This window comes from Providencia sp. 6390, assembly GCF_058148425.1.
On record NZ_JBYVYL010000008.1, the window covers coordinates 46,495 to 60,115 of the forward strand.

Genomic DNA, 13,621 nt, shown 5'->3' on the forward strand with positions numbered 1-13,621 from the left:
GACTTGGATATTAGAGTGACGCAATGATTAATGCAAGTAATTACTTTGATAATTTAAACCTTAGCCAAGCGGTAGATAAAGTGCTGTTTTGTATTAAAACTAAAGGGCCTATATCAACCGCGGTTATCGCAAAAGATCTGGATATGACTGGCGAAGCGGCTCGTCAGCATATTCAAAAACTATCTTCATTAGGCTTAGTCGAAGGTGTTCAATGTACCTCACAGTCTGGTGCTGGCAGGCCAAGGCAAAATTGGATATTAACTGAGTTAGGTCATCAACGTTTTCCTGACACTCATGCCCAGTTGGCTTTGCAATTAATAGACTCTGTAAAAAATATTTTTGGCGATGAAGGGCTTGAAAAATTGATTAGCCAACGGGAAGGGGAGATGAAAGCGAAATATCTCTCTCGTTGTGGAAAGTTGCCCTTTGCTGAAAAGTTGCGAATGCTTGCTGATGTTCGTAGCGAAGAAGGCTATATGGCGAGGGTTGAACAAGAAGGTGATGATTGGTTGTTCATTGAAAATCACTGCCCTATTTGTGCTGCGGCCACGGCTTGCCAAAATTTTTGTCGTTCAGAACTCGAGTTATTTCAAGAAATAATGGGCCAAGACACCATAGTTGAAAGAGTGCAATATTTACTTGATGGCGCTGGGCGCTGTGTTTATCGAGTAAAGCAGGAAAAATAAGGTTAGGCTACAGTGCCGCCTTTTCTACGGTGGTTAATCCACCATGCATAGAAGCAACCTGATAGTGCACCTGCGATGTGCGATTCAGTTGAAATATATTGATGTACGGGTAACAACCCTGATGCCATTGCACCAAAGTAAAACAGTACAATGATTGCAATGGCGATATCAGAAAGTTGGCGGCGAAAAAAACCTTGTGCAATTAGCAGGCCCCAGAGCCCAAAGATCCAACCACTGGCACCGACATGTACAGCATAGCGGCCGACTAACCAAACGGCTAAACCACTAGTGATAATAATAAATATAGAGGCGTAGATATAGTTACGGATATGACCGTGAAGGAGTAATGCACTGAGAACCAGTAGCGGTGGTAAGTTGCTGAGTAAATGCCCCCAACTGCCATGAATAAAAGGGGCAAAAATAACCCCCATTAATCCATCTAAACTTCTGGGTATGATCCCAAAACGCGTTAATGCATCACCTGTTAGGCTATTAATAATCTGAATGAATATTAATAGCCCTGATAGAACAATAAGTAATTTGATGCGCTGGCTTAACCAAGGTTTCATATTCAGTGCTGGCCAAGTGCTTGCACGCTTTCAACCAGATCGGCTAATTGAGCAACAACACGGTCACCCACATCGGCATTGTCACCACCGAGTGCTTTGTTTCTCATAAAATCACGCTTAATTTGTTGCCAACGTGCAGCTTCTTGCTCGGTTAACACTCCGCGAATTTCAGCAAGTTTCAGTAAGTTTTCTTCTGCGCCCGTCGTGAGTAGTTGTGCTTCCCCAAGATAGTGATCGTCTAATAAACGCTCCAATTCTTCCTCATTCATCACTGAAGAAACTTTTTCACTTAATTTATTCATATTACGATAACTGCCTTGTAGGCGGAATGCAGGCTCGGTGCGATATTTATCCGACTGTGCTGCACTCGCAATATATTGTTGGTTAACTTTTAATACCACATCACGTAGTGTGAGCAAATGGCTGATAACTGCAACAATTTCACTGATTTCAGCATCTGAGTATGGATAGCTCAAGGTATTAGTTGAAACTGATTTACCCATTGCTTTATCAACCAGCAGGTAAAGGTCATTGAGATCGCGAAGTGCAAGTGGAGCAAGTACCGGGTTAGACGTTAGGCTATTTTCGATATAACTTAATGCAAAGGCTTCATCCATGCCACCCAATACTTCCCCTAAATTATAGATATCCGCTCGGTTGGCTAACATATCAGGAATACGGAATACTTCGCCTGATTCAGTATATGGGTTACCAGCCATGACCACGCAGAATTTTTTACCACGCATATCGTAAGTTTTGGTTTGTCCTTTCCAAACACCTTCTATACGCCTTGTTCCATCACAGAGTGAAATAAATTTCTGTAAAAATTCAGGATGGGTATGTTGAATATCATCGACATACAACATGACATTGTTACCCATCTCTAAAGCTAAGTTGAGTTTTTCGAGTTCTTGCCTTGCGGTTGCGTTAGGCGCTTGTTCTGGATCAAGAGACAGCACATCGTGACCTAATGCGGGGCCATTGACCTTCATAAAGATCAAGCCTAAGCGGTCGGCAACATACTCCATTAATGTTGTTTTACCATAGCCCGGCGGGGAGATCATTAACAGTAGCCCCATCAAATCGGTACGTTTACCTTCACCTAATGCACCGATTTGTTTTGCCATGTTGTCGCCGATAATTGGCAAGTAAACATCGTTGATCAATTTGTTCCGCACAAAGGAACTGAGTGGTCGTGCTTTGAATTCATGGAGTTTCAAACGACGTCGTTCTTCTATCACAATGCGCTGACGCAATGACTGATATTCGCGGAATGCTGGGATAAATTTTTTGCGTTGGCGGCGCATACGGCTGAAATAGTTATCTAAACTCAGTGAGAGCGTTTGATTTTCTATTGTTGGATGTTCACCAAGTAAGCCATTTACTTTGAAATAAAGGTCAGCTTCGCTGTAACGGGCGGAAGCTACTTTATCTAAAATAATGATTGCGATGGCGCCAGGAATGTACGGCTGCAAATGGGCAAACTCGGTGATAGAGCACAGCCCCTGTAACCAATTCTGGATCAATGCCCAGCGTTGTGAATAACGGCCCGCAAGGTTTTGCTGTGAACGATTAAAATCAATCCACATATGTGCTTCTTCTAATCTACTTTGAAGTGCTGAAACAAGATCACGTGCATATTTGCTGTATACAAGTTCGATTGGGGTACGAGCCAAGGCAAAGCTAAGATATTCAGCGGCTTGGGTTTGTTGATAACCTTCACAAGTTATCGGGTGTTCTTGCAAGAAGAGGCTAATATCCGCTTCGATTTCAGCCTGTAAATCAAGTAAGGCATCATCATTGTGGAATAGTTGCTGAATATTCATGGCAGTCCGAGCACGCTCAGGCCATAAAGCTGGGTACTCATCCGTTTGTGCTTGTTCCCAGAAAATCGCAGCAATTGCCCGCGAAGTTGGGTTATAACGCAGTAAATCTGCACTTTCACCAATAGGGATGAGTTTTTTCAAAATGGCGATGGCATCATGATCATGGATCCCTTTCTCATAGCCTTCTTTATAGCGAGGAGCTGCGAAATCGCGCACTATTTTATCTAGCTTATCAGGGACTGATAGCGCAGATTTAAGCATATTGTAGTCAAGGCCATCTTGACGTTTGCTTGCTGCATAGATGATTGAGTATGCAAGATATTCTGCGCGGTAAACGCTATCAGACTCGGATTCTAACGTGGCTGACCAATAGGGTTGTAAATCCGCTAGTTGTGGGTTGTCGATAGGTTCTTGGAAATCAGTACCTGTTAGGTACAACCATAGCTGGTTTTCTTTTGGTAGAATGGTTAGATCGAGCTCTTGGGTATTCACACTAAAGCGATGGCGAGGCCCCAATTTAATAACATTGCCACCATCTTCAAAAATATCTGTCTTATCGCGCAACGTACGGATTGCTTGGTCGCGTGCTGCTTTTAGCTTAGCATCGATGTCATCCGCTTTAACGTTATCATTGATTTCTCTTAATTTTTCAATGATTTCACGGGTTTTTGCCGCTAATGGATCTGAGGCAAAAAAAGCATTCAATTCATCTTGCGATTGTAGTCGTAGAGTACGGCGCTGTAAGCTTTCTAATAAACGATCCGCCGCAGTTTGTAAGTTTTGAGAACGGCGCTGACGGTCATCTAATAATGCTTGTTTATGTGATTCAAAAGTCTCTAATAGCTCTTCACGCTTGGCTAAAATGTCATCGAGAAATTGGTCATGGTTACTGAATTGACTTTCGAGCTCTTCTAACTGTACCAATAGCCTTGATAATTGGTCATCACAACGTTCAGGATCGGTCGAGAGCGATAAGGCATTGGTAATACCTTGACTGAATAAGCGAAATTGAGCACCAAATTGGGCAACAGTTTCGACGCTGCTTTGTGATTTACGTTTTTGTTGTAAGCGTGCGCGTGACTGATTTAATTGTGCATAAATTTGAGAGATCGCATCAATAATATGAGTTTGCTGTGTTACATCCTCAAATTTTAACGATGCCATTAAATTCGATAGCATGTCTAAATCATTAGACATGGTTTCCATCCCATTCATAGGGATGTCGAGCTGGGCGCTGTTTTGCGCACTTTCCATCTGCTCTTCGAAGGTGGCTAACTGTGCTTTAAAAGGTTGTAGTGCTTTATCACTGGCAAGAAAAGCGGCTGTTGCTTGGGAAACTTGTTGCTGGGCTTGGGTGATTTCCTCTTCCATTTGACCTAGTTTGGTCAAATCCATATAGCGGAATTCACGTAAAGAAATCAGGTGGCCACGTTGTGCGCTAAGAGCATTTAGCCCATCAACGAATTGCTGAATATCATGCCAACTTTCGGGTAATGTCAGTGAAATTAATGATTTTTGGCGGCTAACTGCCTCATTCATTGATTTTGCTGATTGTTGGCGAATACTTTCTACTTTTTCATATTCGTCTAGCACCAGCTCACTGGTTTGAGTGATCTCTTTGAGTAATTTACCAATACCTAAACATTGTTCATCATTGAGCCAGTAATAAATATCGAGTAGATTTCTTGGTTGTTGGCTGAGTTGTTCATAGCGAGCAACGGAAACTTGATTACCTTCAATCTCTTTGGCGATATATAATATCTCAGAGATACCGCGTACCAAGTCAGCATTGCCGATTTTGCCAAAAAAGCCACCTCGAGCAGGCTGCTGATCAGCAAATTCTTCAGTATAGAATGGTGTTTGCCACACTTGCATTGGGTGAACACGGGTTGCTTCATCGCCTTCACCTTCAAACAGTACCATTTTGCCATCTTCGAGCATGGCATAACCATGGCCGATCAACGGAATAGCCAGTTTCCGCTCAATCAGATTGTAGTTAAATAGGGCGATACGACCTTGGTTTGGTGAATAGAATACATACAGGACATCTTCACCATTCGGTGAACGACGTAGACGGCGGAAGCGCATACCATCCATTGGTTGGTCAAAGGTTTTATATTCACCGTTTTGTAGATAATAACCACCAGGGAAAATGATGCCGTGATCTTCAGGCAATTGTACGCAAGCTTGTCCAATAGCATCAATGCGTTGAACAGCTTGAGTGAGTGTGTTGTAAACCAAATAACGCCAACTTTCCTCACGATAAGGTAAGATTTTAAGCAGGATCAGACTACCTGTTTGTGCATATTCGATTTGAGCATCATCGAGTGATTGGTTTTTATCCAGTACCGCTTCGCGGTATATCCCTAACCCATCTTCAGTATTGTTTTCACATTTAATGGTGAGATCACCACCGATAGTTTCCACAAAAACGGTATCTAAGATGTTGATGTGAGGAAAACGACCATTTACGGTGTTTTCTCGAGTGGTTTTAACCCACTCAAAATCATAGGCAGGTGGTAGGGCAATATCACGTTCACCGCGGTTATCAATATAATCTATTTTGCTTTTATCGCTGGAAATGGACCAACGAAACACGCGTACATCGGTAATACGATCACCGATTTGGAAGCTGGCAAGTAGCTTACCGTCGCGCTCAACGAGTTGTAATAATTGAGTATTTTTATAATAGGTGTATAACTCAGTAAAATCTTGAACGAAACGTGTGTCACTGAGGAATGTTTCTTCATAAGGCACGGCTTCGACATCGAATTCACCTTGATTATCAATCAGGCGATACAGAGAAAACACATCTTCAAGATGTGTTTCTCGCTTTAAACCAAGGAAGACATTGTAGCCAAATAGCAACCAATCACCGACACGAACAATATCCCTTGCTTGGCAGTTGTTTTCTGTGCGGATACGAATACGGCCAATAATATCCATCTGGCTTTGACCGAACTCTTGCAAACGACTGTCATTGAGTTGAGCGGCTTTTTGGTGAAGCTGTTGCCCTTGTTCAGTTAGGCGCTTGCGTAATATTTCATAAGCGCCACCTTGTGCAACTGCACTGTCCAGTATTTCCTGTTCGTGATCCGTATCCTGAATTGACATGTATCGCTGATTTCCTTGGTTATGACAAAAGGTATACCGAAACTCGGTATACCTTAAACAAACTCTTTAATTAAAATAGATCATCGGTTGGTGCTTTCGGTTTTTCTGCAACCACTTTTGTTGGTTGCCCAGCCCCTTTAGCCGCCATAAACCCATTAATTAAATCTTGAACCTCTGGGTTTTTCAGCAATGATGCAATATCTATTTTCTGATCAGTTTTACGGTTCATCAGTTTTTCAACGCTTTCCTTCGCGAAGCTGCTTTTATCCATAAAACCATCGACTGCTTTACCTAAGCTTAATGCTTTAGAGAAGGTGTTAAAGAAGCTACCATCACCACCCACAATTTCGATATTGGTTTTGGTTAATGCAGCGGCTAGAACATCAGCTTGCTCACGTGCGATTTCTTTATTGGCATCAATAGAAGCCATAGATTGCTCGAATTCTTTTTCAAGACGCATACGGAATTCTTCGTGAGCGCGGGCAGTATCACTGAGGTGATCCATTGATTTAAATTTGTCAGTTAAACCATCAGCTTCTGCTTTCAGGCGTTGGCGAATGACTTCAGCTTGTGCTGCACCCAATTGGCCTTCACCGCGTGCTTGCGCTGCCAATTTTTCTTCAAGGACTTTTGCATCAGCTAGACCCAGTTTTTCTTTGGCGTTGGCTTGTTGTTCGTCACCACGCGCTTGGGCTGACAATTTCTCTTCAAGAATTTTGGCTTCAGCAAGACCTTGTTGTTGCTCTGCTAGCGCTTTAGCTTCCATCACTTGTGCTTCAGTTAAGCCTTTTTCTTTCAAGCCACGTGCTTCAGCCAGTAATTTTTCAGCGGTAATATTGGCTTGTACTAAGCCTTCTTTCTCTTCGGCTTCTGCGGTTGCTTGGCGTACGCGTGCTTCTGCAAGGCCTAATGCCGCATGTTCGGCTTCAACCCCTTCGGCTAAACGCTTTTTCGCTTCAGCTTGTTTTGCGGAAGCTTCTAGCTCTGCTTGCGCCATAGTGCTGATTTCTTCAGCTCTGTGTTTGGCACTCGCTTCGTCGGCTTCGGCTTTTTTCACTTGGCGAACTAAAGATTCTTCTGCTTCTGCCTGTGCATTGATCACCGTCACTTGGCGTAAACGGTCAGCCTCTGAAATTTCACGAACTTCTTTAATGCGCTCTTCTTCTTGGGCGACGCTTTTCTCAACGATCACACGTTCACGGATCACATTGGAAATGTTTTTACGTTCTTCTTCTAGCGCTTTTTCTTTTTCAATGCGTTGTAATTCAACTTCACGTTCACGAGCAACGATTTCGAGATCACGAGCGCGGTTGACGCGTTCTTCTTCAATTGCAACAGCACGAGTACGGTTCTGTTGAGCAACTTCCACTTCACGCATGCGGTTTTCTTCACGAATTTCAATTTCTTGCTGAGTTTGAATTCGGGCTTGCTCGGATTTGAGACGCTCTTCTTCCTGTACGCGCAAAGTTTCAGCTTGTTCGCGAGAACGGATATTATCGATTTCACGTTTTTGGCGAGCTTCGGCATCTGCTTGTTGGCGCTCAAGTGCTAAGCTGGCCTCACGTGTTTCGACGTTTTTCTTTTGAATAGCTAACTCTTGATCACGTTCTTTTTGGTTGGTTTCAATATTATGGATTGCGGTAATTTCAGTAATTTTACGAATACCTTCGGAGTCGAAAATATTGTTTGGATCAAGAGCCGCTTTAGGTGTTTGTTCTAAATAATCAATTGCCACGTCTTCCAGTGCATAGCCGTTAAGATCTTTCCCGATAACATCCACAATGCGGTCACGGAAATTCTGTCTATCTTCAAACAGTTTGGCTAATTCAAATTGCTTACCGACGGTTTTTAGTGCTTCAGAAAACTTAGCACTAAACAGCGAACTGACTGCTTGATGGTCAGAGGCACGCTCAACGCCAATCGCTTTAGCCACTTTTAACACGTCTTCAGTGGTTTCGTTAACGCGAAGGTAGAAGGCAACGGTAATGTCTGCACGTAGGTTGTCTTGGCAGATCAGGCCATCTTTACCACGGCGGTCAACTTCTAAAGTCAAAAGAGAGATACGCATGAACTCTTTTTTGTAGATGACGGGGTAAACTAAGGCACCGGTAAAATGTACTTTTGGCTGCGACGACATGTCGTTGACAATAAGCGCAGTTCCTTGCGGGACTTTGATATAGAAGGCTTTGAATAGCCCAAAGAAGCCCAGTATGACTATAATTATGCCCCCAATAATGGTTAAAAAGGGCATTAGGTCAGCCAATTCCATATTTTCTCTCCGTGGGTTTAGGTATGTCGTCGTTGATTATTTAAGTTTTATAAACTGCGAAATTCTTCTTCGGTCACAACAAGGTAGCTGTGTGATGCAGCGTCGTAGCTAATGATGACAACACGGTCACCTCGTTTTAGATTTTCGGTTGCAGCTGCGCGAACTTGTAAAATCAGGCCGGCTCCACCATCTTCTAAAATGGCTTCTCCTTTTTGCTCTGTGACTTCACCCGAACGCACTGTCGCTAGCTTACCCATCAATTGATGGACACTTTTTTGCGGGCTAGATTTTGCCAATTTTTCGCGTAACGGTTTTAAGCACCAAGCTGTCAGGTGAATTGAAATAAATGAAGCCACTAACAGGACAACGAAACCAACGAGGTAGCGCAGTAGGGTGATATCAATAAAACGGATAAACCAGTGCACGCTGAAATAGCTGAGTAACCAGCCAAATAAGGTGAATAAAGTCAAAATGATAGTCACAGGGATGCCAGCAAGCCCTAGCTTGGTTAGCCAGCCTGCAAAGCCAGTTGCATCAAAACCTCCACCATCAACAGCGGTATCGACACTAAATAAATCAATGTCTAACAGGCCAAAAGCCGCACAAACCCAATAAAACATCATGATGATAAATAAGCCACTAAAAATAATGGCAGGGAAGGTCAGGCAGTTTTGTAGAAACAAACTCATAAATTTTCTCTCTATATTTATTTAGAGTTGTAGCTTTATTATTACTATTACCTTTATTTCAATCATAACTATTTTGATGATTTTCAATATCGGACTAGTCTCTATTATCTAGCTGATTTTTATCAGTTATTTATCAATGATATTCAGAGTTATCAATAACTGATAAAAATCCAATAAGCAGTGTTTTATCATGCCATCAATCGATAGAAAAAGATAATCAGTCAGTGGGTTAATATGTAATAAAATATTATAACTTACTGAAATTATATGATTAAAAAATCTCCGAAAAATGCTTGTAGTTGTTACTAATTTGAATGAATAAATAGATGGTGAATAATTTATTGATAATAAATTCAATTTATTACTGTTATTGGCACACAGAGGAATAAACCTCCGTGTGATTTTGAATTAACCTAAAATAATAAGCTTTTTTTGAGTATTTTAATTTAATTAATCACGCAAATTTAAACAAGCAGCTCCTCTTGCACCACCAGATTCTCCATATCTTGCCCTTTCTATAGCAGGAACAGTGGCTGTGCCATATAAGTATTTAGGTATCACATTTGGTAATAATGAGTAGATACCGTCAAATTGCGATAATCCACCACCAAGAACAATTAAATCAGGATCTAATACGGTAATGATTTGTCCTAAAAACATGCCTAATAAATCAATGTAACGTTCAACATGTTGTTTTGCGGTCAGATCACCTTGTTGGTAGCGCTGAATAATTTCAATTGCGGATCGTTTTTCTCCGCTAAAAGCATGATAAATACGTTCGAAGCCAGGGCCTGCTAAGTAGGTTTCAAAACAGGCTGTTTTTCCGCAACCACAGGCTATTTGAGGTACACGATCACCTAAATGTTGAGCTCCTTGCAAAGTGATATTCATGTGACCAATTTCACCAGCAATACCATTTTTTCCAGATAGAACTTTACCATTAGAGATAAAACCACCTCCAACACCGGTGCCTAAAATTAGCCCAAGCACGGTTGGATAGTGTTGAAAATCTGTTGCCCATGCTTCTGATAGTGCAAAGCAGTTTGCATCGTTTTCTACTTTTACGGGGCGTTGTAGTGTGTTGGTGAGATCTGGGATCAGCGGCTTATATTTTGCTGCGGGAACGTTGGTGGTAAAAACAGTGCCTGTTTGGTGATTAACAATACCTGGTACGCCTACTCCGATTTTGCCAATGCAATCAAATTTGGCATCAGCTTCTTCTGTAAGACTCTGAAAGACATTTAGAAGTTCTTGATAATCTTCTTTTGGGGTGGGAACTCGCTTTTGCCAAATAGGGTTAAGTGATTCATCAAACACCGCCAGTTCAATTTTTGTACCGCCCATATCAAAGCCATAGTACATTTTGGTTTCCCTCGAAGGTTTACTTATCGTTAATTATTTTATATCTATTTGATAAATAATGTATATTAAATATGTGATTGTTTAATTATACAAAAGTTCTTGGCGGGTTGAATGAGTGTTTTAAGATTTATTTGCGGAGTGTGAATAAGAGGCGAGTTTTGATCACGTCTTTAAAGAACGGTCATATTCCTAATTTTATTTTTTCAGCAAAAATACAGAGTTAATTAATATTCACACTGTATTTCCCATAAAACAGTTGCATCGTTATTTTAAATTCTATATTGTTATATTATAACATAACAAATGGTGCATTATGATGAAACACGGAATCCATCCCCAATATCGCACTGTCGTGTTCCATGACACCAGTGCCGATGCGTACTTTAAAGTTGGTTCAACGATTAAAACGGAAAAAACGATTGAATTTGAAGGTGAAAACTTCCCGTATGTCACCCTAGATGTTTCTTCACAATCGCATCCGTTCTATACCGGTAAACAAAAAATGATCTCACAAGAAGGAAAAACAGCGCAGTTCCAAAAACGTTTTGCTCGCTTCTTGTCGAAAGAGGAGAAATAAACGTGAAAGTATTGAGTTCATTAAAAACGGCTAAACAGCGTCATCCCGATTGCCAAGTGGTTCGTCGGCGTGGTCGTGTTTATGTGATTTGCAAAACTAATCCCCGCTTTAAGGCGGTGCAAGGCTGTAAAAAGAAACGTTAATTTTGTCTTGAAACTGTTGGTCTTCGATTTAACTACAGCAGTTTTCCTGATCCATCGCGATAGTCCTGTATCGCGATGGTTTTTTTTTAAGTACTAATGAAGTTGGCAATACCGCTTTTTATTTGTTCTTTTAACCAGCGAGTTTTGGAGTTATAGGCATTTCGTTTATGCCATAGCATTAAAAAAGGAATATCTAATTGTTGATAAATTTCAGGTTCTAGCGGCAAAGGGATACACACTAAATCCAAATGAAATTTATTAACATAGTGTTGGCAATAACCTGGTGCGCACGTTAACAATGAGTGCCCTGCTTGCGATGTCATCAGTAATGACTGTTCAAAAGAGGAATAGGATAGCTGAATATTACGCGTTAAACCCATGCTGTGCAGTACATCATCGAAGGCCCAAGGGATGCGGTTGCCATATTCGGTACTGATATGTGGGTATTTCAATAAGTTAGTTAGGTTCCATTCTTCACCTAATAATGGGTGATCAGCTCGTATAAAGGCGAGCGGCCTATCAATAAACAACACTTCAAAATTCAAAATATCAGGGAGGGCATTAATCGATTCTTTTGATTTATGGTAGCTCTCTCGTCCTAATACCCCAATATCTGCATCTCCCGCGACAATACTTGCCAAAGAGTTATAGTCCCAATCACGCACATTAACATTCGATTCAGGGTATTGGTTTAAAATCTTTAGCGATAAATCATGCAACATAATCAAATTCAGTGGCGCTTCCATCATTAAACGGAATTTTAGCCCCCGAGGTTTTTCTGTATCGCGGATCTCAGCAATGTAATTGGCTAAATTTAAAAACTCAGGCAGCGACTTTTCAATGCGGTGCATTAATGGTGTTGGGGTTAGCCCTTGCGGGCTACGAATAAACAGCGGGTCATCAAACCACTGGCGCAGTTTGGCCAATGATTTGCTGACGGAAGAAGGCGTAATAGACAGCCGTTTAGCTGCTAAAGTGACGCTACGCTCTTCGATAAGATATTGCAAAATCACGAGTAAATTTAAATCTAATCGATGCAATTGTTTATTCAAGGGATGCGACCTTACTAGACAGAGAAGATATTTTCAGTAACACCATACCGATAATAGCAGCTGCTAGTAAGATAATAAAAAGCATCTGTACTGAAGCGACGCCAGCCCAGCCCATAACCCAAATATAGATAGAGGCGAAACTTAACTGTGAAATAGCTAAGATTGAGCTAGCGATCCCCGCCTTTCTTGCATAAGGCGACAATGCTTGGCTCATAATAATGCCAAATAGCATTGAGAAGCCGACACCACATAAGCCAAAAACAACAAATAACAGGGTGATATATTCGAACTTTAATAGATAGATCAATAAAAGCACTGCATTAAATAAGAATAGGCTTAGCGCGCTATATAACAGGGTTTGGCTTTTAAAGGTTGAAATCAGTTTTGGCATAGAAAACGAGGTCGCCATACTTAACATCGCAAGTAGAGTCATCGATGTTGAAAATTGTCCCGTCGTGAAACCAAGGTTACCCATTAAAATAATCGGTGACACATTTACATAGGTCAAAATCACCGCGATACCAAAGCAAGAGATAACTAAACGTGTCAGAAAAAATAGATTGAGAAAATGCTCATCAGCAAGGGGGGCCGTTGCCGTATTTTGTGTTTGCTTGCTGATAGAGGGTTTGGTTTCTTTTATCCCAATTAAACAAAACAGAATACTAATGATCGCGTAAGCTGCCATAAAGTAGAACATGACTGACCAATGATAGAACAGTAGAATACCAAAACCGATCACAGGTGCGAGTACAGGCGCAATGCAGGTAACACCATTCATCATTGATAGTACTTTGGTTCTGACTCTGGCTGATAATACATCACGCAAAATAGCAAAGGTTACGACATAGCAAAAACCTGCGCCGATCCCCTGTAAAAAACGGGCACTTAAGAATACATTTACCGTTGTTGCTGAGCCTGCCATGATGGATGCGATAGCAAACATGAAAGCACCCACTAAAACAACAGGTTTTCGGCCTATATGATCTGAACACCATCCTGCAATTAACATGGTTGATGCCATGCCTGCCAAATAAATAGAAAACGCAATGTGCAACTGGCTTTCACTTGCCTGTAAATCAGCAGCAATTAATGGAATGCCAGTAAGGTGCAGGTCGACGCCAAGTGGATAGATGAGCACTATCCAGAAGCTAAAAAGGACATATTTGATCATGGGGTAACAGTATCCAGATGAAAAACAGGGAGGCGATTTTAATCAGTATGTGCTATTCAAGATATTGATTAATCGTGAAAGGCAATTTTCTAATTTGGAAATTTAATAAGTGAATATTAGCGAAGTTACTAATATTCACATTAATAGTTATGAAATTCACTTG

General features: G+C 41.3%; 10 protein-coding genes. 3 read left to right on the forward strand and 7 right to left on the reverse strand.

What is annotated here, in order from left to right:
* Positions 1 to 23 precede the first annotated feature (23 nt).
* A complete protein-coding gene (locus AC3Z9T_RS16215; RefSeq protein WP_490127133.1) occupies positions 24 to 686 on the forward strand; it encodes a helix-turn-helix transcriptional regulator in 663 nt (220 codons plus the stop codon).
* Between the two features lie 2 nt (positions 687 to 688).
* Here the strand turns inward: AC3Z9T_RS16215 and AC3Z9T_RS16220 are convergent, their stop codons facing one another.
* The 5 genes from AC3Z9T_RS16220 to nagK form a co-directional block, all read right to left on the reverse strand.
* Complete coding sequence (locus tag AC3Z9T_RS16220) at positions 689 to 1,255, reverse strand: rhomboid family intramembrane serine protease (RefSeq protein WP_490127134.1); 567 nt, start codon at positions 1,253 to 1,255, stop codon at positions 689 to 691.
* A 2-nt stretch (positions 1,256 to 1,257) separates the two neighbouring features.
* Positions 1,258 to 6,195 carry a DNA repair ATPase gene (locus AC3Z9T_RS16225; RefSeq protein WP_490127135.1) on the reverse strand — a complete coding sequence of 1,646 codons (4,938 nt, stop codon included), beginning with the start codon at positions 6,193 to 6,195 and terminating at the stop codon, positions 1,258 to 1,260.
* A gap of 70 nt (positions 6,196 to 6,265) precedes the next feature.
* Complete coding sequence (locus AC3Z9T_RS16230) at positions 6,266 to 8,464, reverse strand: flotillin family protein (protein ID WP_490127136.1); 2,199 nt, start codon at positions 8,462 to 8,464, stop codon at positions 6,266 to 6,268.
* A 47-nt stretch (positions 8,465 to 8,511) separates the two neighbouring features.
* Entirely contained in the window at positions 8,512 to 9,153 is a 642-nt protein-coding gene (locus AC3Z9T_RS16235; RefSeq protein ID WP_490127137.1) for a ubiquinone biosynthesis protein UbiH, read from the reverse strand.
* Between the two features lie 450 nt (positions 9,154 to 9,603).
* On the reverse strand, positions 9,604 to 10,515 hold the full coding sequence (gene nagK, locus AC3Z9T_RS16240) for an N-acetylglucosamine kinase (RefSeq protein WP_490127138.1): 912 nt from the start codon (positions 10,513 to 10,515) through the stop codon (positions 9,604 to 9,606).
* A 316-nt stretch (positions 10,516 to 10,831) separates the two neighbouring features.
* Between nagK and AC3Z9T_RS16245 the strand changes: the two genes are divergently transcribed.
* Complete coding sequence (locus AC3Z9T_RS16245; RefSeq protein WP_490127295.1) at positions 10,832 to 11,092, forward strand: type B 50S ribosomal protein L31; 261 nt, start codon at positions 10,832 to 10,834, stop codon at positions 11,090 to 11,092.
* A 2-nt stretch (positions 11,093 to 11,094) separates the two neighbouring features.
* A complete protein-coding gene (gene ykgO, locus AC3Z9T_RS16250; RefSeq protein WP_490127139.1) occupies positions 11,095 to 11,235 on the forward strand; it encodes a type B 50S ribosomal protein L36 in 141 nt (46 codons plus the stop codon).
* 86 nt (positions 11,236 to 11,321) lie between these two features.
* Here ykgO and yidZ read toward each other — a convergent pair whose 3' ends face one another.
* Both yidZ and AC3Z9T_RS16260 read right to left on the reverse strand, forming a co-directional pair.
* Positions 11,322 to 12,287: an HTH-type transcriptional regulator YidZ gene (yidZ, locus tag AC3Z9T_RS16255; RefSeq protein ID WP_490127140.1), complete on the reverse strand. Its 966-nt coding sequence runs from the start codon at positions 12,285 to 12,287 to the stop codon at positions 11,322 to 11,324.
* Positions 12,280 to 13,458 carry an MdtL family multidrug efflux MFS transporter gene (locus tag AC3Z9T_RS16260; protein ID WP_490127141.1) on the reverse strand — a complete coding sequence of 393 codons (1,179 nt, stop codon included), beginning with the start codon at positions 13,456 to 13,458 and terminating at the stop codon, positions 12,280 to 12,282. Before AC3Z9T_RS16260 ends, yidZ begins: the two co-directional genes overlap by 8 nt.
* Positions 13,459 to 13,621: the final 163 nt, after the last annotated feature.

What these genes read in the sequence shown, in the direction of transcription:
- AC3Z9T_RS16215 (WP_490127133.1), top strand. Translation starts at nt 24, where the DNA reads ATGATTAATGCAAGTAATTACTTTGATAATTTAAACCTTAGCCAAGCG.
- AC3Z9T_RS16220 (WP_490127134.1), bottom strand. Translation starts at nt 1,255, where the DNA reads ATGAAACCTTGGTTAAGCCAGCGCATCAAATTACTTATTGTTCTATCA.
- AC3Z9T_RS16225 (WP_490127135.1), bottom strand. Translation starts at nt 6,195, where the DNA reads ATGTCAATTCAGGATACGGATCACGAACAGGAAATACTGGACAGTGCA.
- AC3Z9T_RS16230 (WP_490127136.1), bottom strand. Translation starts at nt 8,464, where the DNA reads ATGGAATTGGCTGACCTAATGCCCTTTTTAACCATTATTGGGGGCATA.
- AC3Z9T_RS16235 (WP_490127137.1), bottom strand. Translation starts at nt 9,153, where the DNA reads ATGAGTTTGTTTCTACAAAACTGCCTGACCTTCCCTGCCATTATTTTT.
- nagK (WP_490127138.1), bottom strand. Translation starts at nt 10,515, where the DNA reads ATGTACTATGGCTTTGATATGGGCGGTACAAAAATTGAACTGGCGGTG.
- AC3Z9T_RS16245 (WP_490127295.1), top strand. Translation starts at nt 10,832, where the DNA reads ATGAAACACGGAATCCATCCCCAATATCGCACTGTCGTGTTCCATGAC.
- AC3Z9T_RS16260 (WP_490127141.1), bottom strand. Translation starts at nt 13,458, where the DNA reads ATGATCAAATATGTCCTTTTTAGCTTCTGGATAGTGCTCATCTATCCA.